Source organism: Ruegeria sp. CJ3, from assembly GCF_056536725.1.
Map to the genome: position 1 here is coordinate 93289 of NZ_JBQFQE010000011.1, position 26106 is coordinate 119394.

Below are 26106 nucleotides of genomic sequence, written 5' to 3' on the forward strand. Positions count from 1 at the left end.
GCATTTGCGCAGGCAGTTTTGCACCCCAAAAAGGGCTCAGGCCTGAAGGCCGAACTTCTTGATTTTGTTGTAAAGCGTGCGCGTGGTCATGCCCAGTTCCTCGGCGGTTTGCGCGCGGCGGAAGCCGTTTCGCGCCAGTGCCTCGGCGATCCAGTCGCGCTCGGACACGGCGACTCGGGCCGGCGTTTCATCCGTCTGCGCTTTCGGAACAGCCGCCGGTTTCCGACGCAGAAAGTCGATCGCCTTGAGGTCGATCGTTGCCCCGCCCGACCGGCGCACCGCGCGCTGAACGGCGTGGTGCAGCTCTCGCACATTGCCGGGCCAGTTGTGTTCCAGCATCAGCCGCAACGCAGCGTTCGAGAACTTCGGGGGCTCGCCACTGACCTGTTGGCCAAGGTACATGGCAAGTTCTGGGATATCGTCAACGCGGTCGCGCAACGGGGACAGCGTGATTTCATGGCCGGAAATCCGGTAATACAAATCCTGTCGAAACGTTTCCCTCTCGATCTGGCCAATCGGATCCTGCGTAGTGGTCGAGATGATCCGGGCATCCGCGCGCCGGAGCGTATGATCTCCGATACGCTGCACCGTTTTTTCATCGGTGAATTTCAGAATCTTGCCCTGATGCTCGGGCTGCAATGCCGTGATTTCGTCAAAGATAATGGTGCTGCCCGACGCTTGCTCCAATGCGCCGCGTTGGGTGCCAGTACTGCCCAACGCGCCGGGCGCTCTGCCCAGCAAATGCACGCCGCCTTCCTCACCGCCCAGGGCCGGGCAATCCACGACCACGGGTTGCCGCCGGGCACTAGGCCCCGCTTCGTGCAGCCTAAGGGCTGCGCGGCTTTTGCCCGTCCCGGTCTCGCCGATCAACAGAACCGGGATGTCTTCATAGGCGAGATCATCCAGTTCTTCGCGGATCATCTGCATGGCATAAGACGAGCCCACCAGATCATTTGCGGTGTTCGAAGGGGCCTGTTTGATGCGCGTCAAGCTGGGGATCGCGGTAAAGCCCTTGGTGACTTCGCTAAGGGTTTGCTCGACCGGCAGCCGGTCAAGTGTTGAGCCTGCAACAAATCCCTGCACACCGCAGATGCGGGTGATGGCCAGCGCCTCTTCGGGCGAGGTGATGGGGCCACCGTGGCACAGTTTGTCGACCGAGGCTGGTACGCCGTCGAGAACCCGCTCGATCTGCGCCGCTGCGGTTTCCAGTGTCAGGTGCGTGCTCACGCCCGTCGCGCCGCTGGTAAAGCCCACGTTTACACAGATGGCCGTCGCACCTGCATCGACCATCCTGCGGGCCTGCGCGTTGGTGTGGACATAGACGAAGGTGCCCAGACCGGCCGCCGCCGCCTCCTGCACCAGCGCGATTTCGCGGTCGAACCCCAACCCCTCGCGCTCCATCAATGCGCCCAGCCGCCCGTCGATCAGCGTGGTTGACGGGAAATTGCAGATGCCTGAGAAGCCAAGCCTTTTGGTTCTTTGCACCAGATCGCCGATGTCCAGATCGGGATCACTAACCGAGAACCCCGCATAGATCGGCGCAGAGCAGCGGCCCAGCATCTCGCGTTCGGCAAATTCGATGACCCAGTCATTGGCAGCCCGGACTGGCAGAAAGCTGGTCAGGGATGAAGCCCCCTGCACCCGGAAACGTCCCGCGTTCAGGGCCAGCAGATAATCGGCCCCGGCCTTGTCTGCCGCCTTTGCCGTCAGGCCCGAGCCAACAACCGCAGCAAACAGAAAGTTCCTGTCGCGACTTGTCATGCCGCACCCTCGCACCAGATCAGACCGTCCACATCAAGCGTGCTAAGCGGAACCATGCGTTCGTGCCATGTCGAGGTATAGGCAAACACGCTGACCTGCTCTGCCTCGTCCCGGATCGTCTCAATCACCCTTTGCAATGAACCCAGAACAAGCGCGCCGCTGTCGGGGCTGTCCACATCCAGCAGGCCGGGGTGCAGGGCAAGCTGGTCCAGCCCGGCCCTTACCGCGGCGCGGGCCTGCGCCAGCGAGATGAAGAAGGCCAGCGTCTGAAACCCGGCGGCTTTGGCGCGGGCCAGAAAAGCGTATTCGAACTCAGGCGAGGCCGGGATTGTCGACATCGACTGGCGCAAACTGCCATCCAGCAGGATCGAAGAGGGCCAGTTCACCACGCCGCGATACCCTTTCTCATAGAGTTGCGAGAGCATGGTCGCTTCGGACCCGAACGGATCGCTGGCCAAAATGGCCGCCCAGTCGCCCTGTTTCGGCGTTTCACGCAGCACGCGGTTGTGGTCAAGCCGGGGCATTACGAAGGCCAAATCTGCCTGAGAAACACTCAGACCACCCAAAGCAGGGCAGTAAATGCGGTCGATCTGGTCCGGGTCGGCAGAAGGCGTGCCAGTCAGTGTCAGGTTTTGCATGACTCTGTATAGGAAGAGATTTCCGTATTTGAGAAGTTAATTCTCATTTTTTCTTGCTTTCTTAAAAGCCGTTGAGCATAGGAAGGCATTAAGCATTTGTAAAATAGAGATATTTTTCTTCACCGGAAAAGAATCCGATGCTGTGCCGATTTCTGAAATTCGGACATTGTCGTCTCAACGGGAGGAATCATGACCTTATTTCTGATCGTCACCCTGAATGGGCTGACGCTTGCAGCGCTCTACTTTTTGGCAGCCAGCGGCTTCAGCCTGATCTTTGGGCTGATGCGCACGGTGAACATGGCCCATGGGGCGTTGCTGCTGCTGGGTGGTTATGTCGGTTACAGCATCGTCGATGTTACCGGCTCATGGGGTCTGGGTGTCCTTGGCGGAGGTTTGGCGGCGGCTTTGGCCGGAGCCATTGTGCAGGCGGGGGTTTTGGGCTGGATGCAAGGGGATGAGTTGCGCCAGACGCTTGCCTCGATTGCGATCTCGATCATCATGGCCGATCTGATGCTGTGGTACTGGGGCGGGTTGACCTATCAGGTCGAACTGCCCGATGGCCTGGCCGGGGGGCAGCGCCTGCCGGTTCTGGGCGTGGGGTATGCCAATATCCGTCTGGCGCTGATGGGCTTTGCGCTGGTTGTGGGGATTGGCCTGTGGTTTCTGATCCAACGCACGCGATTTGGTGCGGTAATCCGGGCGGGCGTCGACGATCAGGACATGCTGCGCGCCTTGGGCTATCCGATCAACCGTATCTTTGTTCTTGTGTTTGCCTTGGGCGGCATGCTGGCCGGGATGGCCGGAGTCGTCGCCGCCAGCGCATTGTCAATTGCGCCGGGGACAGACCTGCAATTCCTGCTGTCTTCGCTGGTGGTGGTGATCGTCGGCGGCATGGGCTCGATCGGAGGGGCTGCTCTGGGTGCGCTTCTGGTCGGTCTGGCCGAGCAATACGGGCTCGCCTATGCGCCTACTTACGGCGTGGTCTTCACCTTTGCGATCATGGTTCTGGTGCTGGCGGTGCGGCCGCAGGGCCTGCTGGGAAAGGCCGAGCAATGAAACAGGCGCTGATCCTTATCCCGCTGCTGATCCTGCCGGTCGTGCTGAACGATTTCTGGCTGACGCAGGTCGCCACGCGGTCGCTGATCCTTGGGATCATGGCGCTGAGCCTCAGCTTTCTGGCGACCTATCTGGGTGTCGTTTCTTTTGCGCAAGCGACCATGGCCGGAATTGCGGGCTATACCATTGCGTTTTTTGGTCCAAATTCAGTCGGCATCGGAGTTCCGCTGCAGTTCTGGATTTCCATCCCGCTGGCGCTGATCTTTGCGACCGTTTCAGGTGCCTTAGTTGGTTTGATCGCGCGCCGGTCGCGCGGGATCTACGCCATCATGATCACGTTGGCGATTGGCGTGGCGTTCTTCTACTTCACCCGCCAGAACTATACCTTCTTCAATGGCTGGACCGGCTTTTCCGGCGTCCGCGCGCCACAGATTGCGGGTCTCAGCCTGCGCGATCCGTTGCCGCTGTATCTGTTATCGCTTGGCGTGGCCGCATTGGCGCTGGCATTGGTCAGCGGCTTTGTCCGCTCGCCGCTGGGCCTGACCATTCAGGCCGTGCGCGACGCGCCGGGGCGCGTGCTGGCGCTGGGGATTTCCGTCACCACACCCATCGTTGCCGCCTTTGCCTTTTCGGGCCTGCTGGCCGGGGCCGGGGGCATCCTGAACGTCTGGTATCAGGAACGCATCTCATCCTTTTCGGTCGGGCTTGGGCCCATCATCGACATCCTCATCATCTCGGTCATCGGCGGGCTGCGCCACCCGGGCGGAGCGTTTGTCGGAGCGGTGGTCTTTGTCCTGCTGGACACCTTCGCCGTCGACCTGATCGACCGCGAGCGGTTCAACACGCTGATCGGCGTTGTGCTGCTGCTGATCGTGATCGTGGCCCCGGGCGGGCTGCAACAGCTGGCAAGCGACTGGATGGCGCGGCTGCGCCGTCCTGAAGCGAAAAAGAAATCAACTGTCTGAGCAAACTCATAGGGAGGAACCTAAAAAATGAATAAGCTCAAAATGGCTGCATCCGCGCTGGCGCTTAGCGCAATGGCGGTGCCTGCATCTGCCGAAGACGTCAAAATCGGCGTGATTTCGATCCTGGAAGGCGCGTTTGCCGCGTTGGGACAGGACGGCATCCGCGGCGCGGAGCTGGCGGTTCTGGAAACCGGGGGCGAGGTCGATGGCAACACAATCGAAGTCATCACCATGTCGTCTGACGCCAGCCCGGACAGCGCGGTGAACGCGGCGCGCAAGCTGATCGAACAGGACGGCGTAGACATCATTGTCGGCCCGCTGTCCGGCTCCGAAGGTCTGGCGCTGCGCGATCTGTCGAAATCTTATCCGGCCGTGACCTTCATCAACGGCTCTTCGGCGGCGCAGGATACGACGCTGCGCGACAGCTCTGAAAACTTCTTCCGTTTTGGCGGCGATGGCGCGCAGTGGATGGTTGGCGTTGGTGACTATGCCTATAACGACATGGGTTACAAATCCGTGGCCGTGATCGCCGAAGACTATTCTTTCCCCTACACTCAGGTTCTGGGCTTCATGTCCGAGTTCTGCTCGGCAGGTGGCAAGGTGCCCGAGAAGTTCTGGACCCCGATCGGCAACAAGGACTACTCCTCGGTTGTCTACTCGATCCCGCAGGATGTCGACGCGATTTTCGTGGCCCTGGGTGGCGCGGATGCGGTCAACTTCCTGACCCAGTACAGTCAGGCAGGCGGTGATAAGCCGATCATCGGCGGCTCGATCACCATCGACCAGTCGATCCTAGACAGCAAAGGCCCATTCAAAAAGCTTCTGGTTGGCGCGCCTGCGGGTACTCCTACCGTCAGCGACTATGACGGTGCAGAGTGGAAAGAGTTCTCGGCCAGCTACACTGACGCCTTCCCTGATGGTTTCTCGGCCCCTTCGATCTTTGCCCATCACTATTACATGGCGGCAAAAGCAGGTCTGCTGGCGCTGGATGAAGTCGATGGTGATCTGTCCAACGATCAGGCAGCGTTCCGCGAAGCGCTTACCAACCTGACCTTTGTAACCCCGACCGGTGGCACCATGCGTCTGGATAAGAACCGTAACGGCGTTGTCGACAACTTCGTCACCGAAGTGTTCGAGCGCGAAGATGGCACGCTGGGCAACCGCGTGGTCAAGGTTGTGCGCGACGTTGACCAGCTGCTGGGACAGGAAGAAGACGCGTTCCTGGCCTCGGGGCCGGTCAGCCGGGACAACCCTTCGTGCCCGTAAACCACTCACATAACACAGCCAATGCCCTGGAGGTCCGGGGCATTGGCAAACGCTTTGGCGGGTTCTGGGCGGTGCAGGATATCGACCTGACCGTCCGCCCCGGCGAGCGGCGCGCGATTCTGGGGCCGAACGGGGCGGGCAAGACCAGCCTGTTCAACGTATTGACCGGGGATACCAGCGCCACGACCGGCCAGATCTCCCTGTTTGGCGACAGCGTGACGCGCGAGCCGATCAACAAGAGAATTCAACGCGGGCTGCGCCGGACCTATCAGCATGCCCATCTGTTCAACGGCCTGACCGTGCGCGACACGCTGTTTCTGGCCGTGGCCGGGGTGCGCGGCGGCTGGCGGCAGGTGCTGCCCCTACGGGTCAGTGATGACCGGCTGGCTGAGGCCGAGCGTCTGGCCGAGATTGCAGGTGTTGCCGATGTGCTGGAGCGTGAGACATCCGAACTCAGCCACGGGCAGCGGCGGCAGTTGGAAATCGGGATCGCGCTGGCCGAGGATCCCAAGATCTTGCTGCTGGACGAACCGGCGGCTGGGCTGTCGCCTGCCGAACGCCCGAAGCTCAGCGCGCTGCTGATGTCCTTGCCCAAGGATGTGACGGTTGTGCTGATCGAGCACGATATGGATATCGCCTTGCAGACCTCAGAGAGCGTTTCGGTCCTCTATAACGGGCGGATGCTGGCCGAAGGCTCACCAGACGACATCATGCGCAATGAAGACGTGCATCGCGTGTATATCGGAGGCGCTCATGGCCACTGATGCTCTGCTGGATATTCGCGGGCTGGACCTGCGCTATGGCTCAAGTCATGTGTTGCATGGCGTTGATCTGAACCTCGGCAAACGCCCTCTGGGCATTCTGGGTCGTAATGGGATGGGCAAGACCAGCCTGTGCAACGCCATCATGGGCCTGCACCCGCATTCGGCGGGGGAAATCCGATTTGACGGCGTGGATATGACCGGTCTGCCGCCCGAAAAGCGCGCGCAGATGGGGATCGGCTATGTGCCGCAGGGGCGGCGGGTGTTCCGGTCTCTGACCGTTGAGGAGCACCTGAAGATCGTCGAACGCAAGGGCGGCGCGTGGTCTGTTGACCGGGTGTACGAGACCTTTCCGCGCCTCAAGGAACGTCGCCGCAATCTGGGCAACCGCCTGTCGGGCGGGGAACAGCAGATGCTGGCGATTGGCCGCGCGCTGCTGCTGAACCCGCGCCTGATGGTGCTGGACGAACCGACCGAGGGGCTGGCCCCGGCCATCGTCTCGGACGTGATTGATCTGATCGAACTGATCGCAAGCGAGGGCATCGCGGTGCTGCTGGTCGAACAGAACATGCACGCGGCGCTGGCCGCCGTGCAGGACGTGGCCATCATGGTTGGCGGAGAAGTTGTCGAGCGGATGACGGCAGAGGCCCTTGAAAACGATCCGGCGATGCAAAAGCGCCATCTGGGGCTGGAACCCGGGCAGTCGGGCTAACGGGAGGGAGAGAGGATGACAAAAAGAGCTTACGTGATCGGCACCGCCGACACCAAAGGGCCGGAACTGCGCTATGTGCGCGATCTGATCGATGCGGCAGGGATGGAAACCGTGCTTGTCAATGTCGGCACCAAAGGCGGCGAGGCGGGCGTGGATGTAACAGCCACCAGCGTCGCCGCCTGCCATCCCGACGGCCCGGCCTCGGTGTTCGTGAACGACCGCGGGCAGGCTGTGACCGAGATGTCGCGCGCGCTGACGGCCTTTGTGCTGGGCCGCGACGATCTTGGCGGCATCATTGGGCTGGGTGGCTCGGGCGGGTCGGGGATCATTGCTCCGGCCATGCAGGCTTTGCCCATCGGCGTACCCAAGGTGCTGGTGTCCACCCTCGCATCGGGCGATGTCTCGGCCTATGTGGGGGCCTCGGATGTGAATATGTTCCATCCGGTGACGGATGTCTCGGGTCTGAACCGCGTGTCGCGCAAACTGCTGGGCAATGCGGCCCATGCGCTGGCGGGTATGATGGCCAATGAGGTGCCCGAAGCCGCAGATGACCGCCCGGCGCTGGTCCTGTCGATGTTCGGCGTCACCACCCCCGCCGTTCAGGCCATCACCGAAGGTTTGGCCGAGGACTACGATTGCCTTGTCTTCCACGCCACCGGTAGCGGTGGCCGGTCGATGGAGCAACTGGTCGATCAGGGCGACGTGACGGGTGTTCTGGACATCACGACGACCGAGATCTGCGACCTGATCGTGGGCGGTTTCCTCAGCGCGGGCGAAGAACGCCTCGACAGCATCGCGCGCAGCAAACTGCCTTATGTAGGGTCGTGTGGCGCGCTGGACATGGCGAATTTCTGGGCACCCGAGTCGGTGCCACCGGAGTTTAAGGGGCGCAACTTCTATCACCACAACGCGCAGGTCACACTGATGCGCTCGACTCCCGAGGAATGCGCGCAAATCGGCACATGGATCGGCAACAAGCTGAACGCCTGTGGCGGGCCGGTGCGGTTCCTGCTGCCTCTGCGCGGGGTCTCTGCGTTGGATATCGAGGGCGGGGCTTTCCACGATCCGGCAGCCAACGAGGCGCTGTTCCAGGCGTTGCGCGACACGGTGGTCCAGACCCCCGACCGGCAACTGGTCGAGTTGGACCTGCATATCAACGATCCCGCCTTTGCCGAGGCCGCGATCAGCAATTTCAACGAAATCTATGCAAAGAAGGATACCTGAGATGGCAGTCACGGGACGCACAAAAATCCTTGGCCGCCTGCGGGCCAAAATCGCAGCAGACAAGGTGATCGTCGGCGGCGGAGCGGGCACCGGCCTGTCCGCCAAATGCGAAGAGGCTGGCGGCATCGACCTGATCGTCATTTACAATTCAGGCCGCTATCGCATGGCCGGCCGCGGGTCGCTGGCGGGGTATATGTCCTATGGCAACGCCAACGAGATCGTTGTGGATATGGGGCGCGAAGTGCTGCCCGTTGTCAAAAACGTGCCTGTTTTGGCGGGTGTGAATGCCACGGACCCTTTCTGTATCATGGACAAGTTTCTGGACGATCTTGGCGCGATGGGGTTCGCGGGCGTTCAGAACTTTCCCACTGTTGGCATCATCGACGGCCGTTTCCGGCGCGAGCTTGAGGCTACCGGCATGTCCTATGACATGGAGGTCGAGATGATCGCCAAGGCCCGCGAGCGCGACCTGCTGACCACACCATATGTATTCAGCGCTGACAACGCCGCCGAAATGGCCAAGGCGGGCGCGGATGTGATCGTGGCGCATTTTGGCCTGACCACGGGCGGGTCCATCGGCGCCGGAGACAGTGCGCCCGATATCGCAGAATGCGCGCGGCTTTACGATGAATGGGCCGCGGCGGCGCGGGCTTACCGCGATGACTTGATCTTTATCTGCCACGGCGGTCCGCTCGCGGAACCTGAGGATGCACAGAAATTCCTTGACCTCTGCCCCGATTGCCACGGCTTCTATGGTGCCTCATCGATGGAGCGTCTGCCCACCGAACGGGCGATCACAGCCCAGACCGCCGAGTTCGGCAAACTGCGGCGTGGTAATGAAAGCTCTAGAGGTGTCGCTTGACGACCAATCTTCAACTTTCGGGACTGTTGCGCAACCAAAACACTATCGGAGAATTGCTATGATCGGAAAATTCATGCTTTCGGCGGACACGCCGCAGGAAACGCTCGATTGGGGCAAGTTAAAATGGATGAGCAACCCACCCGCAACTGGTGCTGGGCAACTCACGGTGATCGAGGTCAGCCTTGCGCCCGGTCATGGCCACGATTTTCACAAACACCCCGATCAGGAAGAGGTCATCTATTGCGTCGCGGGCAAGGTCGAGCAGTGGCTTGGCGAGGAAAAACGGGCTATGGGCCCGGGGGATTCGGTTTTTATCGGTGCTGATGTGGTCCACGCCACGTTCAACATTGGTGATAACGACGCAACGCTTCTGGCCATCTTGGGTCCATGCGTCGGAGAAATGGGGTACGAGATCGAAGACGTCGCGGATACGGCGCCGTGGAGTGGTCTGCGGTAGATCCGCAAAAAGCGCCAGCGACATTCACTTGCAGACGCTACCCATAAATTGAGATACAAAGTTCAAATCAACAAGGTTGTCAATTTTGGAAAGTAACTCAGCAAGATCAGAATGGCTGTCACAGCGACCAGAAACGGCCAGAGCGATTTTAGGATCCGACCTGGCGTGGTTCCGCTCATGGATGAAGCGATGTAGAGGCTGATGTCATATGAACCGGTGGCAATTGGCAGCAGGACCCCGTGTGAGCAGGATGATCGCCGCGATCCCGTCGATGACCATGCCGACAAGCAAAAAGTGCCAGATTAACGATCAACAGGAACATGAACGGATCTGAGGTGATCGACGTGATCAGACCGGCGAGTTTTTGCGGCAGTTCCTCATAGACGATGACCCAGCCAAAAACGCTTGCGGCTACGATCATGAAGAGGATCATTGACGCATTTGTGCCGTACGGATGAACATCTGCCTCAGTTTACCCGGGTCTAGGTCGCGGTAGAACAGCCAGCCCAAGAGAAAGGCGATGAGAGAGGCGATCGCTGCTGATTCCGTGGGAGTTGCGATGCCAAGCAGAATTCCACTGATGATCGCAACAGGTACCAGCATTGCTGGTAGGGCAACCAGCAGCGCACGACATGCTTCATCAAGGGATAACCAATCACCTCTTGGAAATTGCTGGGACCAGCCGATCTTTGTGATTACCAAGGCAGATGCCAGTGCCAGGCAGCAGGCCCAGAATAATGCCTGCGATGAACATCTCGCCGATGGGCACCTGAGCCAGGACGCCGAAAACCACGAACATCCTTGACGGCAGGATTACCGGGGCAAGCAGCCCTCCACCGGCAGTTGTCGTGGCGGCAAAGCCTTCGTCGTAGCCTTCTGCTTTCATCTCGGAGACCACGGCGCGCGACATAACCGCGATCTGCGCGGTGGCGGCACCAATGATCGCAACTGGAGCAGACAGCAGGAGAGCGATGAGAAAGACGATCGCACTCAATTCGAATTCTCTGGCGTGTGTGACAGCAGATGCGCGGTCGAATGGAGCTTTGTACCAACGGCAAAGAGCCACATGACCAGCCAGAACAGGTACTTTGGCAGACCCAGTGTCGGGGTGGGTTCTGCATAGATGAAGTTGAAGGTGTCGCCCTGAAATTTCGTCGTGTCGAACCCAGCCTGCGCAAGATCAAGTGGTAGAAACCAGCGCCAGCAGAACCACAGTATTCAGTAAATGCCGGTGCTCATCAGTCCAGGCCTTGAAGTTAAACGTCGCTAATTTAGACATAGGTCGTCTCCCTTCTCCAAAAGTGTCTGCGACACTTGCCTTTGCCGCAAATTAATTGTCGGCATGTGGATATCCGATTTCGCCATATCAGACCTTGAGCCCACATTCGTTGAACCCATGGCGGATGATCTCTTTCTCCGCCTCGGTCAGCTCTAACATGGGCGCGCGGACGCGGCCCCCGGTCTGGCCCAAAAGCTCTTGCCAATACTTGCCGAACGCCGTCGGCTTGCCTGCTGGTTTTGTTCGTTTCATCGCATCGCGGACCGGGTTCAGGCTGTCGAATACGCGCCGCGCTTCATCGGCTTTGCCTTCAAAGGCCAGCCGTGTATACTCGTTCATCCGCTGATCAGCCTTGGTCTGCAATTGATAGGGCGGCGATGAGCAAAGATAGAGCTTCCAGTTCAGCTCCAGAATATTGTCGAGCCACTCATGCTCGGCCGAGGTTGAGACGTGGATTTTCTCGCCGACCATGTGCGTAAGGCGCACATACATCTCACGCGGGACAGAATATTTGATCGCTACTATATTGGGCAATTCCGCGATGCGGGCGCATTCCTCGGGCTGCATCAGATAGCCACTATCGGGGTGGCTCCACATCGCAATGCCGATGTCTAGTTCGTCACAGAAACGCTTGTAGTAGTGATAGAGGACGTTTCCGCGATCCTGACAAAAGCTGAGCATGGGCGCATGAACCACCACATAATCTGCGCCACATTCTTGGGCGTGGCGGCCGAGTTCCAGCGCGGTATTCATGTTCTGATCCGAGATCGACATGATCGTGCCCGCCGTGCCTTTGCATTCATCGGCGGCGATGCTCATGTTGCGCTTGCGCTCCTCTAGGCTCATCGACCAAAACTCGCCCTGTTTGCCCGCCACGAACAGACCCTGAATGCCCAGATCATCGACCCAATGCCGGATGTTGGCGCGCAAACCCTCTTCGTCCAGCGACAGGTCATCCTTAAATGGATTCAGCGCCGCCGCCCAAATGCCGCGCATGTTCTCACGCGCATAGGCCTTTGCGTCGTGTTTGGTATATTTCATAGGGACCGCTCCTTCCGATTTGACGCCAGAAGACCTTAATACATCTGCGCAGTCCAAAGCGAAGGGGGTATATGGATATCAAAAAAACGGATACCAACCGCTTTGCAATTCCCGAGAACCTTATGATGGCCTAATGTCGTCCCATGAAAGTTGGATTGATCGGCAAAGGCGCAATCGCGCGATATGTAGAAGATGCGCTGGCTTCGAACGGGCATGAGCTGGGCGCCGTCCTGCTGCGACCGGAAAAAGTGGCGGACGGAGCGGTCCTCGAGGTCGGGTCGGTCGAGGCGCTTCCGCGCGACCTTGATCTGATGATCGACTGCGCGGGGCACGAGGCTCTGAGGACGCACGGCCCGCAAATCCTGGCGCGGGGTCTCAGCATGATCACCGTTTCAATTGGTGCCCTAGCCAATGCGAAAACCGGGGACGCCTTGCGAGATGCGGCAGAGGCCGGAGGGTCGCAATTGCATCTGGCCAGCGGTGCCATCGGGGCGCTGGATTGTTTGGCTGCCGCGCGCATGGGCACGTTGACATCTGTGACCTATACGGGCCGGAAACCTCCGCAGGGATGGAAAGGGTCCCCTGCCGAGGCCAAGCTGGATTTGGAAGGACTGATCAAAGGCACATACCTACATTTCGAAGGCAGTGCCCGTGCCGCCGCGCTGGAATATCCCAAGAACGCCAATGTCGCAGCGGCCGTCGCGCTTGCGGGCCTTGGATTCGATGACACAAAGGTTCGGCTGATTGCGGATGCAGAGGTCTCGCAGAACATTCACGAGGTCACCGCCGAAGGCGACTTCGGCCAGTTTCAGTTCCAGATCAGCGGCAATTCCCTGCCTGAAAATCCCCGCTCTTCTGCGTTGGCCGCGATGAGCGTTCTGAGCAAGCTTGATCAGATATCGGCGGGGATTTCACTATGATTGATCGCCACGCCCGGATTGTTGACCGTGCGCTGACCCGGCTTAAGCTGCGGCAATTGCGTCTGCTGGTGGCCGTTGGCACGCATGGCAACATCCAGAATGCGGCGCGGTCACTGAGCATATCGCAACCCGCCGCGACCAAGATGATCCAGGATTTGGAACTGGACTTTGAGGTCAAGCTTTTCGACCGCACCAACCGGGGCGTCGTACCAACAGTCTTTGGCGAAACACTGATCCGTCACGGCAAGCTGATTTTTGCGCAGATTTCGAATGCCGCGCAGGAACTGGACGACCTAAGCGAAGGCAATGCCGGTCGGGTTGTCGTCGGCACATTGCTTGCGGCGTCAACCAGCCTTTTGCCCAAAGCCATCGAAATTCTTCTGGAACAGCGCCCGAATGTGGCAATCAAGATCATTGAAGGCACAAACGAGGTTCTGATGCCCGGTCTTCTGTCCGGTGAAATTGACATGGTTGTTGGACGCCTGCCCTCGCAAAGACATCGCGATAAACTGCGCCGGGAGAAATTGTTCGAAGATCGTATTCTTGCCGTGGTTGGCCTAGATCATCCTTTGGCGCAGATAAGCGACGTAAGCTTTGCCCAGACGAAACCGTTCGGATGGATTTTACCGCCCTTGGAAACGACATTGAGGCGACAAGTCGATCAGTTCTTTGTCCGGCAGCAGCAATACGTACCAAAAGTCGCCATTGAAAGCGTCTCGTACCTGACCAACCGGGCGCTTTTGCAATCGCGTCATCTGATTGGTCTGATGCCGGCTGCCGTTGTGTCGCATGACGTGGCAGGCAAACATCTTGTGGAACTTGACTGGCGGGTGCCGTTTGGACACGGCCCCATTGGCGTTTCACTGCGCGTCGGGGATGATCTGTCACCAGCGGGGCGTGCTTTCAAATCGGCACTGCATGCGGCAGCCCAGTCGCTGTGCGCATAGCAGCCAGAACCTGATATTCCGCAATCCGATATCAGTATTCATCCAATTTCCTTGAGGCGAGCGCAGGTGATGGGTGATCTGGAGGCAATGTAATTGGAGGCGTGTACAGATGTATCCTGATCTAAATTTGTTCATTGGCGGGGAATGGCGGAAGGCGGGATCGGATATGCCGGTGATCAACCCCGCCACTGAGCAAGAGATCGGGCGCCTGCCCCGCGCCGGTACGACGGATTTGGACGCCGCGTTGGAGGCTGCCGTCAAAGGGTTCGAGATTTGGCGCAAAACCTCTCCGCGCGAACGGGCCGACACGATCCTGCGCGCCGCGGCTCTTATGCGGGAACGTCAGGACGAGATCGCGACCTCGATCACATTGGAACATGGCAAGCCACTGCCCCAGGCCCGGCTGGAAGTCATTCGCGGCGCCGAGTTTTTTGAATGGGACGCAGGCGAGGCTATGCGCACCTATGGCCGGATCATTCCGGCGGCGCGGGGACACAAGTTTGCGGTACATCACCAGCCCGTCGGAGTGGTTGCAGCGTTCTCGCCGTGGAATTTCCCGATGAGCCAGCCTGCGCGCAAGATCGCGGGGGCACTGGCGTCGGGCTGCTCGATCATCCTGAAGGCGGCAGAAGAGACCCCTGCAGGCGCAATCCATATTGCGAAAGCCTTCGAAGATGCCGGGCTGCCAGCGGGGGTATTGAACCTTGTCTTCGGAAACCCCGCCGACATCTCAGGCTACTTGATCCCCCAAAAACCCGTGCGCCTCGTCGCCTTCACAGGGTCCACGACCGTTGGTCGACATCTGACGACGATGGCCGCGCAAAACGATACGCGTGTGCTGATGGAATTGGGTGGACATGCGCCGGTCATCGCCTGCGAAGACGCAGATGTGCAGTCTGCCGCCGTATCGAGCGCCATTCGCAAGATGCGCAATGCGGGCCAAGTCTGCACGTCACCGACCCGGTTCTTTGCCCACCAAAGCATCTTTGATGACTATGCCGCCGGTTTTATCGAGCGCGCCAAGGCAACTGTCGTCGGAAACGGTATGGAAGCGGGCGTCGAAATGGGACCAACCGCAAACGAACGCCGCGTGCCCGTGCTGACGTCGTTGGTCGAAGATGCCGTTGCCAAAGGCGCAACACTGGCCACCGGCGGCGCGCGGCATGGGGACAACGGGTATTTCTTCCAGCCCACGGTTCTGCTGAACGTGCCACAAAATGCGCAGATCATGCAGGAAGAGCCGTTTGGCCCGGTCGCTGTGATAAACCCGGTCTCTTCGCTGGATGAGGCGATCGCACAAGCAAATTCGGTGCCCTACGGCCTGGCGGGCTATGCGTTTACCAATCGCGCCGATTACATTGACCGTCTGATCGACGAGGTCGAGGTTGGAAATCTCTCCATAAACACACTCGAGGCCTCTATGCCCGAAACGCCGTTCGGCGGCGTCAAGTCCAGTGGTTATGGGCGTGAAGGTGGCACTGAAGGTCTCCATAACTACATGGACGTCAAAAACGTCTGGCACTCTGCGGCCATTGTGTAGGCGCAACGGTGTAAAACAGGCGATATGGAACCCTTTATTCCCAAATAGTACGAGCCGCTTGCCTTTGGTTTCATCTTGTCTGGGACAATGTCCTGCATGATTGCCGGGCTGGCGACCTATTCGGACGTTGGATTCGTTGTCGATTTCTTCGGCAAGTGGTTTGCAGCGTGGCTGGCGGCTTGTGTTTTCTCATTTCCAATTGTCTTGATCGTCGCGCGCCTTGCACGCAGGATTTTGAGGATTGTCGTCAAAGAAAAACAAACGATGCACTGAACGGCGATAACCGAAGACGCACCGTGATCCCTTGGGCTTGCAAGCAGTTATTCGACTCAACCAGCGGGGAACACCCCTGCGGGCTTCGACCGTTTGCGTGGCAGCCGCTTACAAGCCGTCGCGACGGCCAGCGGTTCCATCGCATTGGGACGCCCGATCGGCGTGTCGGGCGCGATCATAATGACCAAACTTGTCCACGAGCTGAAACGCATCGAAGGACGTTAGGGGCTTGCCACAATGTGTATTGGTGGCGGCCAAGGCATCGCTATGATTGTTGAGAACTGCAGCTAGATTTTCTGAAGATCGATAAATGAACAGCGGACTGATACAACTTCATCCCATCGACAACATTGTCATCGCCCCTCAGGCGCTCGAGGCAGACGCTCGTCAGGATAACCTCACTCTCTCGCGTGCGGTTCCATCGGGGCACAAAATCGCCTCGGCGCATATTGCGAAAGGCAATCCTGTCCGAAAATACGGGCAGGTTATCGGATTTGCCTCGTCAGACATCGCGCCTGGCGATCATGTGCATTCGCACAACCTGCAGTTCGAAGCCCTCGATCTCGACATGCGCGTGGGCCAAGACTACAAGCCGGTCGATTTACTGCCAGTCGATGCCCGGGCGGAATTTATAGGATACCACCGTCCGAACGGCAAAGTCGGAACGCGGAATTTTATCGCGGTTCTGACCTCGGTGAACTGCTCTGCCACAGCGGCGCATATGATTGCCGCCGGAATTGGCGACGAAGAACTGGCCGGTTACGAAAATGTCGATGGGGTTGCCGCGTTCTCTCATGGCACGGGGTGCGGCATGGCGACCAATAGCGAAGGGTTCGCCAACCTGCAGCGCGTCTTGTGGGGCTATGCGCGCAATCCCAACGTCGGAGGCGTTTTGTTTGTGGGCCTCGGGTGCGAAGTCAACCAGATCGACTTTCTGCTCGAAGCCTATGGGCTGGCCCGGGGGCCGCGTGTTCGGTCGATGAACATCCAGAACATGGGCGGCCTGAAACAGACGGTCGAAGCAGGCATCCGCGAAGTGCGTGAGATGTTGCCATTGGTCAACCAAGACCGACGCGCGCGCGCTCCGGCGTCCGAGATCACGCTAGCCTTGCAATGTGGTGGGTCAGATGGTTGGTCGGGCGTCACCACCAATCCCGCGCTGGGGTTTGCCGCCGACACGCTTGTGCGCAATGGCGGAACCGCAGTTCTGGCTGAGACACCCGAAACCTACGGCGCACAGCATCTGCTGACATGCCGTGCCGCGGATGAAGCTGTTGCGCAAAAATTGATGGACCGCATTGCCTGGTGGGAGGATTACACCCGGATCAACGACGGGTCGATAGACAACAATCCTTCGCCAGGCAACAAGCGCGGTGGTCTGACCACGATATTGGAAAAATCCCTCGGCGCTGTTGCCAAAGGCGGCACGACATCCCTAAACGAGGTTTATAAATATGGCGAATTGATCGACCAAAGGGGCTTTGTGTTCATGGATAGCCCCGGCTACGACCACGCCTCTATCACCGGTGAAATCGCGTCTGGCTGCAATATGGTTGTCTTTACAACCGGTCGCGGGTCGGCATTTGGGTCAAAGCCCGCGCCGACGATCAAAGTCTCTTCGAACACGGCCCTGTACGAGCGCATGCGGGATGACATCGATGTCGATGCCGGTCGCATTCTAACAGAAAGCAAAAGCATCGAGGATCTGGGTCAGGAGATTTTCGACTATATCATCGACAGTGCGTCGGGCCGCCCCAGCAAATCCGAAGAGCTGGGGCTGGGAGATTTTGAGTTCGTCCCCTGGCAAATCGGTGCGGTCACGTAGCGGCCGAGCCTGTCACACCGAAGCACACCCTTACGGCATAAGCTGGCCGCCATTCACTTCGATCGTTTGCCCGATGACGTATCCGGCAAGCACATCTGAGGCGAGAAACAAATAGGCCCCGACGCAATCCGAGGCGACGCCAAGACGACCTTGGGGAATTGTCGCCAGCATGGCATCCAACTGCGCCTGTGTTGAATACCTTTCGTGGAACGGGGTCGTGATCACCCCCGGTGCAACCGCATTCACGCGGATTCCATAGCCGATCCATTCCTTTGCCATTCCGCGCGTCAGGTTCGAGACAAAGGATTTGGACGAGCCATACAGACCTGCGCCGCCGCTCGCCCCGTTTCGCGCGGCGATGGATGTGGTGTGGATGACGAAACCACCATTTTTCTTGAGAAACGGCAGCGCCGCTTTGGACGCCACAAGGATCGAACGGGCATTCAGATCCATGATCTCGTCATAGTCCTTGTCCGTGACCTCTTCGTAGGGGATGCGGCGCACCATTCCGCCTGCATTGTTAATCAGGCCCCGCAACCCGCCCAATCGCTCGGCCACATCCACAACTGCGGCACCCAGCGCTTGCGGATCGCTGGCATCTGCACGCACCAATTCCACGGTACCGCCCGCCTCTCGGATTTCGGCAGCCAGCGCTTCGGCGGCGTCTTTCGAGGAATTGTAGTGCAGCCCGACCTTTGCACCTTGCTGCGCGAATGCTCGCGCTAGTTGAGCGCCGATTCCGGTGGACGCGCCCGTAATCAGAACCCCCGCGCCCGAGAATTCGGGAAGTGATAACTTGGAAAGTGACATGACTTTCATCCTTTGTTGTTCAGATAGACCCGGCTTCGACCATGTAATTATTGGCTGAACACATGGCCGCATCGTCGGAGGCAAGAAACATCACCATGCGCGCCACGTAAGCCGGGTCGATCAGATCGGGCAGGCACTGCCGCGCCCGGTGATTTTCCAGCGCATCCGGCGTTGCCCACAGCGTCTTTTGCCGCTCGGTCATGATCCACCCCGGCACGACGGTATTGACGCGGATACGGTGTTGCCCAAGGTCGCGTGCCATTGTGCGGGTCAAGCCGTGGACGGCAGCCTTGGCGGTTGCGTAGGCCGGAAAGCCTCCACCCGCCTCCCACCAGGAATTGGACCCCATGTTGATGATCGCGCCACCGCCTGCTTTGATCATGGCCGGTGCCACCGCCTGAATCGCGAAGAACATATGACGCAGGTTGGTATTCGTTCTGTCATCCCAATAGTCCGGTGTGACATCGGTCCAATCATGCCGGTCATCGCGGGCGGCGTTATTCACCAGAACCTGCGCAGGGCCGATCTTGTCGGCAAGTTTTCCAAAGCGGTCGCGCAGAGCGTCAACGTCGCGTAGATCGCAGGTTTCGTAATGGACTTCGCCGCCGATGGCCTTGACCAGATCGGCACTGGCCCGTTCGTCCATATCCACAAAGCCAACCCGGCAACCCTGTGTCGCGAACCCGGCAACGATCTCAGCGCCGATGCCCGACGCGCCCCCGGTTACAAAAACGGATTTATACGCAAGGCTGGGATAAGTTGCAAAATTGGGGTTTTGGGGTCTGACCATCGCTTAGGGCTCCTTCCATGTCCCGGTTTAGATTCGTGCAGATACTTAGATGTCCTGCGCCTGAGGCAACACGATCATGTCGCGCACCGATACGTTCGGCGGTTGCTGAAGTGAAAGGGCAACCAGTCCGGCAATATCCTGCGGTGTCAGAGTAGATCCCTCCGCAACTTGTTGTGCGATGCGATCCGGATCGGGCGGTCCCCAAAGCTCGGTCGCGACCGTTCCCGGCGACACCGACAACACCCGAATACCGTCGCTTGCCACCTGCCGTCTGAGCGAACCTACAAAGGCCCGCAACCCATGTTTTGTCGCGGAATAGACCGCCTCATCGCGCATATCCGCCGACCCCGCGATCGAGCCGATCATCAGGATATCCCCGCTCTTTCGCGCCTGCATATGGGGTAAAATCGAAACCGTCAGCACCATTATGGAACTCAGGTTGACAGTCACCATTTGGACAATCTCATCCACCGACATCTCTGCAAAGGGCCGGTTGTCGAAAACTCCCGCATTGGCGATCAGGATATCCAACTGGCCGAAGGCCTCAATCGCCTGCGCACCAAGGGTTTGCGCCTGCCTCGGGTCCCCAAGGTCAGCGGGCAAAATCACCGCGTCGGACTGCAGTTCATCCCTGACGGTCGCCAGACGGGTCTGATCCCGGCCCGACAGCACCAGCCGACAGCCCAGACGGCTTAGGCAGCGCGCCGTTTCGCGACCGATACCGGAACTCGCGCCGGTGACGAGCGCCACTTTTCCTGTCAAATCCTGCATTGATCTCTCCAAATGTAGTTCGGCGATGGCTGGCGCAGAGCCGAACCAGTCGCTCGACCATCGGCCCAACCTTGAAAGGCCCGAGGATCAGATGACCTGTTCCAAACGGCTGCGCATGGGCTCTTTGTCGGGGCAGACGCCTGTCCAAAGCTCTATACCGTACCGTCCCTGTTCGATCAGCATGTCCAACCCGTCGATTGTTCGGCACCCGGCAGATTTTGCGCGCTTCAGCAACGGCGTTTCGGGCGGGTTGGGTACCACATCGATCACCAGCCCGGACGCAGGAAGGCTGTCAAAATCCAACGGCACAACCGCGTCAGGGTTCGGATACATGCCAATCGAGGTCGCGTTGACGAACACGTCGCAATCGCCCGGCAAGCGGATTTGATCGCCCAAAGGTTCGAACGAGGCCGAGAACCCAGCCGTTTGCGCCAGCAACTCATCGGATTGAAGCAACTCCAACAGCGCTTCTCCGCGTGCCCTATCGCGGTTCACTACTGTGAGATGTCGGATACCCGCCAGCGCCAGTTCGACTGCTATAGCCCGCGCCGCGCCGCCCGCCCCAAGCATGACAACGTTCAACCCTTTCGGAGATTCAACATTCTGCAGCGCCCGCACCAGCCCGCGCCCGTCCGTGTTTTCGCCGATCAGGCGGTCGCCTTTTCGCACCACGCAATTGACAGCGCCGATCAGAGAGGCGGATGGCGCAATCTCGTCCAGATGATCTATCACCGCGATTTTATGCGGCATGGTGCAGTTGAACCCGGCAAAGCCCATGGCACGCAGTCCCTGAACCGCCGCTTCCAGACCGTCCTCGGCGACTTCCAGCGTCAGATAGCGCCAAGCGAGGTCGTGGTGATCGAATGCTGCCTGCACCATCGGTTCGCTGGGATTGTCCCAAACCGGTTTACCAATGACGCCCACCAGATCTGTCTTGAATTTCATGTGCTTCTCCACCCGTCCGTCCGGGGCAATCAGTTACTGCGGCTGCGCGATTTGATGTAGGTGTCGAAGGCAACAGCGGCCACGATGATGATGCCGATCACGATCTGCTGCCAAAAGGGTTTGACGTTCAGCATGACAAGGCCATTGAGCAGGACGCCGATCAGCAACGCACCTGCAGCGGTTCCCAGAACAGACCCGATGCCGCCAAACAGGCTGGTGCCGCCAATGACGACCGAGGCGATAACGCGAAGCTCAAAGCCGACGCCCGCCACGGCTTCGGCAGAATTCAGGCGGGCAGACAAAACGAACCCTGCCAGCCCGGCACAGAACCCGGTGATCGTGTAGACACTTGCAATCACGAATTTGACGTTGATGCCCGAAAGCCGCGCAGCCTCGGGGTTGGCCCCTACGGCGTAAACGCTGCGGCCATAACGGGTATAGTTCAGGACATACCATGCCAGTGCGGTTCCGCAGACAAACAGGACAACCGGAACAGGGATACCCGCAATATCGCCGCGCCCCCACCAGCGATAGCCCGCGTCGAAACCGCTGATAGGCCCGCCGTCACCGACCAAAAGGGTAATGCCGCGGAACAGAGACATGCCGCCAAGGGTCACGACAAACGGGGGCACATTGAACACTGTTGTGGTAACACCCTGCAAAAGCCCCGCTGCCGTCCCGACAAGTATGGCTGCAGCGAAGGCCCAGAACCACCAGATCGCCTCCTGTTCCCCGCCACCCAGAGAAAAAGACTCGGTCTGCCCGCCCGTCACCAGCGCCGCGCCTACGATACCCGCCGCCGCGAGGGTGGAGCCCACGGACAGGTCAATGCCAGCCGTGAGGATGACAAAGGTCATACCAATGGCCAGCAGGCCAAAGATCGAAACCTCGGTCATGATGTTGAGGATATTGCGCGTCGACAGGAACCGTTCGTTATACGATGTGAACACAATCACCAGCAGGACCAGAAAGATCAGCGGTGCCAGCTTGGCAAGGGTGCCTGCCCAATCGAAAGGGCGGGTTTCAGCGGCAACCCCCGGGCCCTTTTCGGCGTGTTTGGTCTCGTCACTCATTATTGGACTCCAGCGGGCTGAGGCATGTCTTGGGAATGTGTATGCACGGGCGTCATGCTTTGCATAAGGGTTTCCTCGGTCGCGTTCTGGCGGCTGAATTCCCCTGTAATCCGCCCTTCGGACATCGTCAGGATACGGTCTGAGACGGTCAGGATTTCGGGCAATTCCGAGGAAATAACGATGACGGCGGTTCCGCGATCCGCCAGATCGAACAGGATGTCATGAACCTGTGCTTTAGACCTGACATCTATGCCCCGTGTCGGTTCGTCCACGATCAGGATTTTGGGGGCCTTGGCCAACCAGCGAGCGATCAGGGCCTTTTGCTGATTGCCACCAGACAGTTTGCCAATCGCCTGCCGCGCGCCGGAAACCTTGATGTCCAGCCGGTCCCGGCTTTCTTCAAACAGCCGGTTTTCAGCACCCAGATCAAGCTGACCAAAGCGACTGGACAATTCGCCAAGAGAGGCCATCGCGATGTTCTGGTTCACGGGCAAATCCAGAAAACATCCCTGTTTCTTGCGGTCTTCGTTCACCAGACCCAACCCGGCGGCGATGGCCTGTCCCGGGTTTGCGATATCCGCAGCTTTTCCGTCGATCAGGATTTCACCGGACTGGCGGTCATCGGCCCCAAACAGCATCCGCACTGTTTCCGTGCGCCCTGCCCCAACCAGCCCTGCTATGCCCAGTATCTCTCCGTAGTTCGCCTGCAGGGATACGTTGCGCACCATCGTGGCGTTGGGGTCGCGCAAATTCGGTATGCTTGTCAGATTGCGTGCCTCAAGTGCCACGGAACTGCTGACACTGCCCGTGCGCTTTGCGAAGATATGAGAGAATTCGCGACCCACCATCGAGTGGATCAAGCCGTCCTCATCAATGTCCGGCACATCGCCGACATCGACAAGCTGGCCGTCCCGCAGGACAGAATAACGGTCACAAACGCGAAACACCTCGCCCAGACGATGGGTCACATAGATGACACTGATCCCTTGTCGCTTGAGCTCCAGCACGATCTCAAGCAACCGGTCAACCTCGGACCCGCTTAACGCAGCGGTGGGTTCGTCCATGATGATCAGCTTGGAATCGAACGACAAAGCCCGCGCGATTTCGACCATCTGCTGTTCGGCGACACTCAGGCTACTGACCATTCTTGACGGAGAGATATTAAGGCCAATTCTGTCCAGCGCCGCTTTGGCATCGCGGTGCATCTGCGCGTGACGAATGCCGAACGCGCCGCGGGGTTCGCGGCCCAGATAGATGTTTTCCGCGACCGATAGCGGGGGAATGAGGCTGAATTCCTGGTAGATGGTGACAATGCCTGCCTGACGGGACTCGAGCGGCGTTTCGACCTGCAATAGAGATCCGAACAGCGTGATCTCGCCCTTATCAGCAGGCTGAGCCCCACTCAGGATCTTCAGCAATGTGGATTTTCCGGCCCCGTTTTCGCCCAGCAAAGCGTGAACCTCCGAAGGACCGACCTCCAGCGACACGTTATCCAGGGCAATTACACCGGGGAACGTCTTTGTAAGACCTGTGACGTTCAGGATCGGGTGTGGTGACGGCGTGGCCACGGTCTCATCCTTGATTGAATTTGGGATGCGGATGGCGTCGCCCGCATCCCATCTGCTGTTACTTAATTTCGCCGAACCGTTCAGCTTCCTCAAGGTTTTCCGCACTGATCATCCGGGGAATGATCAAGTTAACCTGCTCGGCAGGACGCGTTCCATCTGTGACAAACGCATTCACGATCTGAACGGCAGTGCGCGACTGAAGCCCGGGAAACTGGTCCACAGCTCCGGCCAGACCACCATCGCGAACGGCCAGCAGAGCCTCGGGCCCGGCATCAAAGGCGATGATCTTAACCTGATCTTCCGCTCCGATTGACCGAAGAGCCTCCAGCGCGCCCAACCCCATCTCATCATTGGCTGCAACGATCACATCGGGCATCTCGGCTAGGCCAGTCAAGATAGCGTTGGTGACACTCAACCCTTGGTCGCGGCTCCAGTTTGCGGTCTGTTCGGCAACGATTTCGTACTTGTCGCTAAGCGGGTCCAGAACATTGTGCAGACCCTGATTGCGGTCAATCGCGGGGCTGGCACCGGGCTGGCCCTGAAGGTTGACCACGCGCGCGCCATCTGGAAATTGCTCGACAACCCAACGCCCCTGTGCTTCGCCCCCGGCCACATTGTCCGCGCCGACATGGGCCAGCAAGCCGTCTACGTTGTCGACCCGGCGGTCAATGGTAACCACCGGAATACCTTCATTGACGGCATCTTCGATCGCGGTGGCCAAAGCATTCACGTCGTTGGGGCTGATGATGATACCATCCACCCCTTGAACGATCGCATTTTCGACATCTGCCACTTGCTTGGGAGATTCATTGCGCCCATCCGCCTCGATGATCGTAATGTCTCCGATTTTCTCTGCCTCATCGTTGATGCTGCTCTGCATGTGAACAAAAAACGGGAATTGCAGGGAAGGCATCGACGACATGATCGTCATTTCCTCAGAAGCGGCCGGCGCAACTGAGCCGACACCGAGGGCGGCCGCCAAAATCAAACTCTTAAGGTTGGGGTGTTTCATCTGTTTCCTCCTCCGAGTGCCGCATCGTTTTCCATCAACGTCAGCCTCATTTTTGACTTTTGCATGCAAAAGTAGTTTTTTCAAGCTATGTGTGATTTGGCGGTATCCTGGACGAGCGTTGGAAACGACGATAGGTCGACCGAAGTGTAAAAAAGGGAAACGAATTGTCCGAAGCGCTCTCTGGCCCAATGTACGCGCAGATCCGCGACAGGTTGTCTGACGCGATCATCTCGGGCCTGCTTCCCGATGGAACGCGCCTGACTGAATCTATTGTGGCGGACCATTTTGAAGTCAGCCGGCAAACCGCGAGGAACGCGCTGCGCGAACTTCATATTCTTGGCCAGGTCCAGGTAAGACCGGGGAAGCGCGGTTTCTTCATCGCAAGCGCCGAAACATCGCCCAAGACACAGATTTCTGAAGCGAACTTGAAACAACCACTTTCGAACATAAAAAAGCTAAAACGTGAAACGAAATGGATGGAGCGCTATGACGCCATAAAATCCGAACTTCTTGGCGTCGCAAGCACCGGTGAATATAGAATCGTTACGTCAAAACTGGCGGAACAACACGCGATCAGCAGAACCGTTCTGAACGACATTCAATTCCGATTGATCGCTGACAATATCGTCCGGCTCGAGGGGCAAAAGTGGATCCTGAACCGGTTCGACACAGAGACGATCGGCGAGCAGTTTGCACTACGAAAACTGCTGGAACCCTATGCCTTGAACGAAGGGTTCGACCGTATCGACCGGCCCTTTGTGCAGGCCTGTCTCAGACGGATAGCTACAGCTCGGGCGCAAACCGAGGTCCTCTCGTCAGAACAACTGGAAGAACTGGAAGCGGACCTTCATGATCGGATGCTTTCATTTTGCAACAATGAATTTTTGATGCGCACCCTGCGCAGATGTAGATTGGTCCATGTATTCAACAGTTACTACTACCCACGTTACCACCCCGAAAACCTGTTCACCAAAGAGCATCAGATCATTCTAGAGGCGATATTGGGAGGTGACAGGGAGAAGGCCTGTTCATCGCTGGTCAATCACCTTGAGATTTCCCAGCAAACAACAATCGACCGCCTGAGCCGTTTTTCTGTAGATAACGCCGATGTCGACATAAATTATGTCAGGCCGCTTTGAGGTCAGCCCTCGTTGGCCCGCATCGTCGCATTAACGCAATGTGAAATCTGGATAAGTTGCCCGCTGGCACCCAAGGAGGTGGTACGCTTCTCCCTTGTTCAAACCGATCTGGGCGCGGGGCTGCACGTCAGACAACCCCAGAAGCCAGATATTTCTGCCGGATCGGTCTATTCATCAGCGCCGGGAATAGGTGAGGACACGTAAAAGTTTGGGGATTGGGAAGGTGATCTGATGATCTTTGAGCTCCCCACGGGTAAGATGAATGTCGCTTCACTGGTCGAACGAAAGACCCGCTTCAGCGTGATGTGATCTACTGATAAGCCTCGTCCACCCATAGTCTCTTCCGGGTCCTGATATGACATGCCGTACCGGACATAAAAGAAAACGGCGAACAGGATCACGTCCTTCGGGTATTGCGCGCCTCTAAACGAGATCATGAACCGACTTTCGACCTGGCAATTAGCTCGCTAC

24 protein-coding genes and 5 pseudogenes are annotated in these 26106 nt (G+C 58.6%); 16 read left to right on the plus strand and 13 right to left on the minus strand.

Annotated features, from left to right (window positions below):
- Nucleotides 1–36: 36 nt before the first annotated feature.
- Together ACR0J1_RS17115 and ACR0J1_RS17120 are read right to left on the minus strand one after the other, a co-directional pair.
- Entirely contained in the window at nt 37–1761 is a 1725-nt protein-coding gene (locus ACR0J1_RS17115) for a phosphoenolpyruvate hydrolase family protein (protein ID WP_480733880.1), read from the minus strand.
- Nucleotides 1758–2399, minus strand: a complete 642-nt coding sequence (locus ACR0J1_RS17120; RefSeq protein WP_480733879.1) for a phosphoenolpyruvate hydrolase family protein — start codon at nt 2397–2399, stop codon at nt 1758–1760. The genes ACR0J1_RS17115 and ACR0J1_RS17120 overlap by 4 nt, the downstream gene beginning before the upstream one ends.
- A 189-nt stretch (nt 2400–2588) precedes the next feature.
- Here ACR0J1_RS17120 and ACR0J1_RS17125 point away from each other — a divergent pair, with 189 nt between their 5' ends.
- From ACR0J1_RS17125 to ACR0J1_RS17160, 8 genes are read left to right on the plus strand one after another with little or no spacing between them, the layout of a single operon-like run.
- A complete protein-coding gene (locus tag ACR0J1_RS17125) occupies nt 2589–3455 on the plus strand; it encodes a branched-chain amino acid ABC transporter permease (RefSeq protein ID WP_480733878.1) in 867 nt (288 codons plus the stop codon).
- Nucleotides 3452–4420, plus strand: a complete 969-nt coding sequence (locus ACR0J1_RS17130) for a branched-chain amino acid ABC transporter permease (protein WP_480733877.1) — start codon at nt 3452–3454, stop codon at nt 4418–4420. The genes ACR0J1_RS17125 and ACR0J1_RS17130 overlap by 4 nt, the downstream gene beginning before the upstream one ends.
- A gap of 27 nt (nt 4421–4447) precedes the next feature.
- A complete protein-coding gene (locus ACR0J1_RS17135; protein WP_480733876.1) occupies nt 4448–5686 on the plus strand; it encodes an ABC transporter substrate-binding protein in 1239 nt (412 codons plus the stop codon).
- On the plus strand, nt 5677–6450 hold the full coding sequence (locus ACR0J1_RS17140; RefSeq protein WP_480733875.1) for an ABC transporter ATP-binding protein: 774 nt from the start codon (nt 5677–5679) through the stop codon (nt 6448–6450). The genes ACR0J1_RS17135 and ACR0J1_RS17140 overlap by 10 nt, the downstream gene beginning before the upstream one ends.
- On the plus strand, nt 6440–7159 hold the full coding sequence (locus ACR0J1_RS17145) for an ABC transporter ATP-binding protein (protein ID WP_480733874.1): 720 nt from the start codon (nt 6440–6442) through the stop codon (nt 7157–7159). The genes ACR0J1_RS17140 and ACR0J1_RS17145 overlap by 11 nt, the downstream gene beginning before the upstream one ends.
- Nucleotides 7160–7174: 15 nt before the next feature.
- Nucleotides 7175–8383 carry a Tm-1-like ATP-binding domain-containing protein gene (locus ACR0J1_RS17150; RefSeq protein ID WP_480733873.1) on the plus strand — a complete coding sequence of 403 codons (1209 nt, stop codon included), beginning with the start codon at nt 7175–7177 and terminating at the stop codon, nt 8381–8383.
- A gap of 1 nt (nt 8384) precedes the next feature.
- Nucleotides 8385–9245: a phosphoenolpyruvate hydrolase family protein gene (locus ACR0J1_RS17155; protein ID WP_480733872.1), complete on the plus strand. Its 861-nt coding sequence runs from the start codon at nt 8385–8387 to the stop codon at nt 9243–9245.
- A gap of 58 nt (nt 9246–9303) precedes the next feature.
- Nucleotides 9304–9702 carry a cupin domain-containing protein gene (locus ACR0J1_RS17160; RefSeq protein WP_480733871.1) on the plus strand — a complete coding sequence of 133 codons (399 nt, stop codon included), beginning with the start codon at nt 9304–9306 and terminating at the stop codon, nt 9700–9702.
- A gap of 175 nt (nt 9703–9877) precedes the next feature.
- On the opposite strand, the pseudogene ACR0J1_RS17165 reads toward ACR0J1_RS17160, so the two are convergent.
- From ACR0J1_RS17165 to ACR0J1_RS17175, 3 genes and pseudogenes are all read right to left on the minus strand, one after another.
- Nucleotides 9878–10404 (minus strand): annotated as a pseudogene (locus ACR0J1_RS17165) (TRAP transporter large permease subunit).
- Nucleotides 10358–10696 (minus strand): TRAP transporter large permease subunit, encoded by a 339-nt coding sequence (locus tag ACR0J1_RS17170; protein WP_480733870.1) that lies wholly within the window; start codon nt 10694–10696, stop codon nt 10358–10360. The pseudogene ACR0J1_RS17165 and the gene ACR0J1_RS17170 overlap by 47 nt, the downstream one beginning before the upstream one ends.
- A 372-nt stretch (nt 10697–11068) precedes the next feature.
- On the minus strand, nt 11069–12022 hold the full coding sequence (locus tag ACR0J1_RS17175; protein ID WP_480733869.1) for a dihydrodipicolinate synthase family protein: 954 nt from the start codon (nt 12020–12022) through the stop codon (nt 11069–11071).
- 143 nt (nt 12023–12165) lie between these two features.
- On the opposite strand from ACR0J1_RS17175, the gene ACR0J1_RS17180 reads away from it, so the two are divergent.
- From ACR0J1_RS17180 to ACR0J1_RS17205, 6 genes and pseudogenes are all read left to right on the plus strand, one after another.
- On the plus strand, nt 12166–12942 hold the full coding sequence (locus ACR0J1_RS17180; protein WP_480733868.1) for an aspartate dehydrogenase: 777 nt from the start codon (nt 12166–12168) through the stop codon (nt 12940–12942).
- Nucleotides 12939–13889 carry a LysR substrate-binding domain-containing protein gene (locus ACR0J1_RS17185; protein ID WP_480733867.1) on the plus strand — a complete coding sequence of 317 codons (951 nt, stop codon included), beginning with the start codon at nt 12939–12941 and terminating at the stop codon, nt 13887–13889. The genes ACR0J1_RS17180 and ACR0J1_RS17185 overlap by 4 nt, the downstream gene beginning before the upstream one ends.
- 109 nt (nt 13890–13998) lie before the next feature.
- Nucleotides 13999–15429, plus strand: coding sequence for an NAD-dependent succinate-semialdehyde dehydrogenase (locus ACR0J1_RS17190; RefSeq protein WP_480733866.1), 1431 nt, complete (start codon nt 13999–14001; stop codon nt 15427–15429).
- 60 nt (nt 15430–15489) lie between these two features.
- Nucleotides 15490–15702 (plus strand): annotated as a pseudogene (locus ACR0J1_RS17195) (DUF2798 domain-containing protein); the annotation flags it as partial.
- Nucleotides 15703–15765: 63 nt separating this feature from the next.
- Nucleotides 15766–15924, plus strand: a pseudogene (locus ACR0J1_RS17200) (hypothetical protein); the annotation flags it as partial.
- A gap of 88 nt (nt 15925–16012) precedes the next feature.
- The gene (locus ACR0J1_RS17205) at nt 16013–17527 is read left to right on the plus strand and encodes a UxaA family hydrolase (RefSeq protein WP_480733865.1); all 1515 of its coding nucleotides are present in this window, start codon (nt 16013–16015) and stop codon (nt 17525–17527) included.
- A 30-nt stretch (nt 17528–17557) separates the two neighbouring features.
- On the opposite strand, the gene ACR0J1_RS17210 is transcribed toward ACR0J1_RS17205, so the two are convergent.
- The 7 genes from ACR0J1_RS17210 to ACR0J1_RS17240 form a co-directional block, all read right to left on the minus strand.
- Nucleotides 17558–18337, minus strand: coding sequence for an SDR family NAD(P)-dependent oxidoreductase (locus tag ACR0J1_RS17210; RefSeq protein ID WP_480733864.1), 780 nt, complete (start codon nt 18335–18337; stop codon nt 17558–17560).
- A 19-nt stretch (nt 18338–18356) separates the two neighbouring features.
- Nucleotides 18357–19127, minus strand: a complete 771-nt coding sequence (locus tag ACR0J1_RS17215; RefSeq protein WP_480733863.1) for an SDR family NAD(P)-dependent oxidoreductase — start codon at nt 19125–19127, stop codon at nt 18357–18359.
- 45 nt (nt 19128–19172) lie between these two features.
- Nucleotides 19173–19898, minus strand: coding sequence for an SDR family oxidoreductase (locus tag ACR0J1_RS17220; protein WP_480733862.1), 726 nt, complete (start codon nt 19896–19898; stop codon nt 19173–19175).
- 87 nt (nt 19899–19985) lie between these two features.
- The gene (gene aroE, locus ACR0J1_RS17225) at nt 19986–20843 is read right to left on the minus strand and encodes a shikimate dehydrogenase (RefSeq protein ID WP_480733861.1); all 858 of its coding nucleotides are present in this window, start codon (nt 20841–20843) and stop codon (nt 19986–19988) included.
- 29 nt (nt 20844–20872) lie between these two features.
- The gene (locus ACR0J1_RS17230; RefSeq protein WP_480733860.1) at nt 20873–21916 is read right to left on the minus strand and encodes an ABC transporter permease; all 1044 of its coding nucleotides are present in this window, start codon (nt 21914–21916) and stop codon (nt 20873–20875) included.
- Nucleotides 21916–23484, minus strand: coding sequence for a sugar ABC transporter ATP-binding protein (locus ACR0J1_RS17235; protein ID WP_480733859.1), 1569 nt, complete (start codon nt 23482–23484; stop codon nt 21916–21918). Before ACR0J1_RS17235 ends, ACR0J1_RS17230 begins: the two co-directional genes overlap by 1 nt.
- Nucleotides 23485–23542: 58 nt before the next feature.
- Nucleotides 23543–24580, minus strand: coding sequence for a substrate-binding domain-containing protein (locus tag ACR0J1_RS17240; RefSeq protein ID WP_480733858.1), 1038 nt, complete (start codon nt 24578–24580; stop codon nt 23543–23545).
- A gap of 80 nt (nt 24581–24660) precedes the next feature.
- Here ACR0J1_RS17240 and ACR0J1_RS17245 point away from each other — a divergent pair, with 80 nt between their 5' ends.
- Both ACR0J1_RS17245 and ACR0J1_RS17250 read left to right on the plus strand, forming a co-directional pair.
- Nucleotides 24661–25635, plus strand: a complete 975-nt coding sequence (locus ACR0J1_RS17245; RefSeq protein WP_480733857.1) for a GntR family transcriptional regulator — start codon at nt 24661–24663, stop codon at nt 25633–25635.
- Nucleotides 25636–25735: 100 nt separating this feature from the next.
- A pseudogene (locus ACR0J1_RS17250) lies at nt 25736–25941 on the plus strand (IS30 family transposase); the annotation flags it as partial.
- On the opposite strand, the pseudogene ACR0J1_RS17255 reads toward ACR0J1_RS17250, so the two are convergent.
- Nucleotides 25926–26072, minus strand: a pseudogene (locus ACR0J1_RS17255) (IS6 family transposase); the annotation flags it as partial. The pseudogenes ACR0J1_RS17250 and ACR0J1_RS17255 sit on opposite strands and share 16 nt — an antisense overlap.
- Nucleotides 26073–26106 lie beyond the last annotated feature (34 nt).

What these genes read in the sequence shown, in the direction of transcription:
- ACR0J1_RS17115 (WP_480733880.1), bottom strand. Translation starts at nt 1,761, where the DNA reads ATGACAAGTCGCGACAGGAACTTTCTGTTTGCTGCGGTTGTTGGCTCG.
- ACR0J1_RS17155 (WP_480733872.1), top strand. Translation starts at nt 8,385, where the DNA reads ATGGCAGTCACGGGACGCACAAAAATCCTTGGCCGCCTGCGGGCCAAA.
- ACR0J1_RS17130 (WP_480733877.1), top strand. Translation starts at nt 3,452, where the DNA reads ATGAAACAGGCGCTGATCCTTATCCCGCTGCTGATCCTGCCGGTCGTG.
- ACR0J1_RS17135 (WP_480733876.1), top strand. Translation starts at nt 4,448, where the DNA reads ATGAATAAGCTCAAAATGGCTGCATCCGCGCTGGCGCTTAGCGCAATG.
- ACR0J1_RS17190 (WP_480733866.1), top strand. Translation starts at nt 13,999, where the DNA reads ATGTATCCTGATCTAAATTTGTTCATTGGCGGGGAATGGCGGAAGGCG.
- ACR0J1_RS17150 (WP_480733873.1), top strand. Translation starts at nt 7,175, where the DNA reads ATGACAAAAAGAGCTTACGTGATCGGCACCGCCGACACCAAAGGGCCG.
- ACR0J1_RS17180 (WP_480733868.1), top strand. Translation starts at nt 12,166, where the DNA reads ATGAAAGTTGGATTGATCGGCAAAGGCGCAATCGCGCGATATGTAGAA.
- ACR0J1_RS17185 (WP_480733867.1), top strand. Translation starts at nt 12,939, where the DNA reads ATGATTGATCGCCACGCCCGGATTGTTGACCGTGCGCTGACCCGGCTT.
- ACR0J1_RS17230 (WP_480733860.1), bottom strand. Translation starts at nt 21,916, where the DNA reads ATGAGTGACGAGACCAAACACGCCGAAAAGGGCCCGGGGGTTGCCGCT.
- ACR0J1_RS17210 (WP_480733864.1), bottom strand. Translation starts at nt 18,337, where the DNA reads ATGTCACTTTCCAAGTTATCACTTCCCGAATTCTCGGGCGCGGGGGTT.
- ACR0J1_RS17125 (WP_480733878.1), top strand. Translation starts at nt 2,589, where the DNA reads ATGACCTTATTTCTGATCGTCACCCTGAATGGGCTGACGCTTGCAGCG.
- ACR0J1_RS17205 (WP_480733865.1), top strand. Translation starts at nt 16,013, where the DNA reads ATGAACAGCGGACTGATACAACTTCATCCCATCGACAACATTGTCATC.
- aroE (WP_480733861.1), bottom strand. Translation starts at nt 20,843, where the DNA reads ATGAAATTCAAGACAGATCTGGTGGGCGTCATTGGTAAACCGGTTTGG.
- ACR0J1_RS17215 (WP_480733863.1), bottom strand. Translation starts at nt 19,127, where the DNA reads ATGGTCAGACCCCAAAACCCCAATTTTGCAACTTATCCCAGCCTTGCG.
- ACR0J1_RS17145 (WP_480733874.1), top strand. Translation starts at nt 6,440, where the DNA reads ATGGCCACTGATGCTCTGCTGGATATTCGCGGGCTGGACCTGCGCTAT.
- ACR0J1_RS17160 (WP_480733871.1), top strand. Translation starts at nt 9,304, where the DNA reads ATGATCGGAAAATTCATGCTTTCGGCGGACACGCCGCAGGAAACGCTC.
- ACR0J1_RS17220 (WP_480733862.1), bottom strand. Translation starts at nt 19,898, where the DNA reads ATGCAGGATTTGACAGGAAAAGTGGCGCTCGTCACCGGCGCGAGTTCC.
- ACR0J1_RS17175 (WP_480733869.1), bottom strand. Translation starts at nt 12,022, where the DNA reads ATGAAATATACCAAACACGACGCAAAGGCCTATGCGCGTGAGAACATG.
- ACR0J1_RS17120 (WP_480733879.1), bottom strand. Translation starts at nt 2,399, where the DNA reads ATGCAAAACCTGACACTGACTGGCACGCCTTCTGCCGACCCGGACCAG.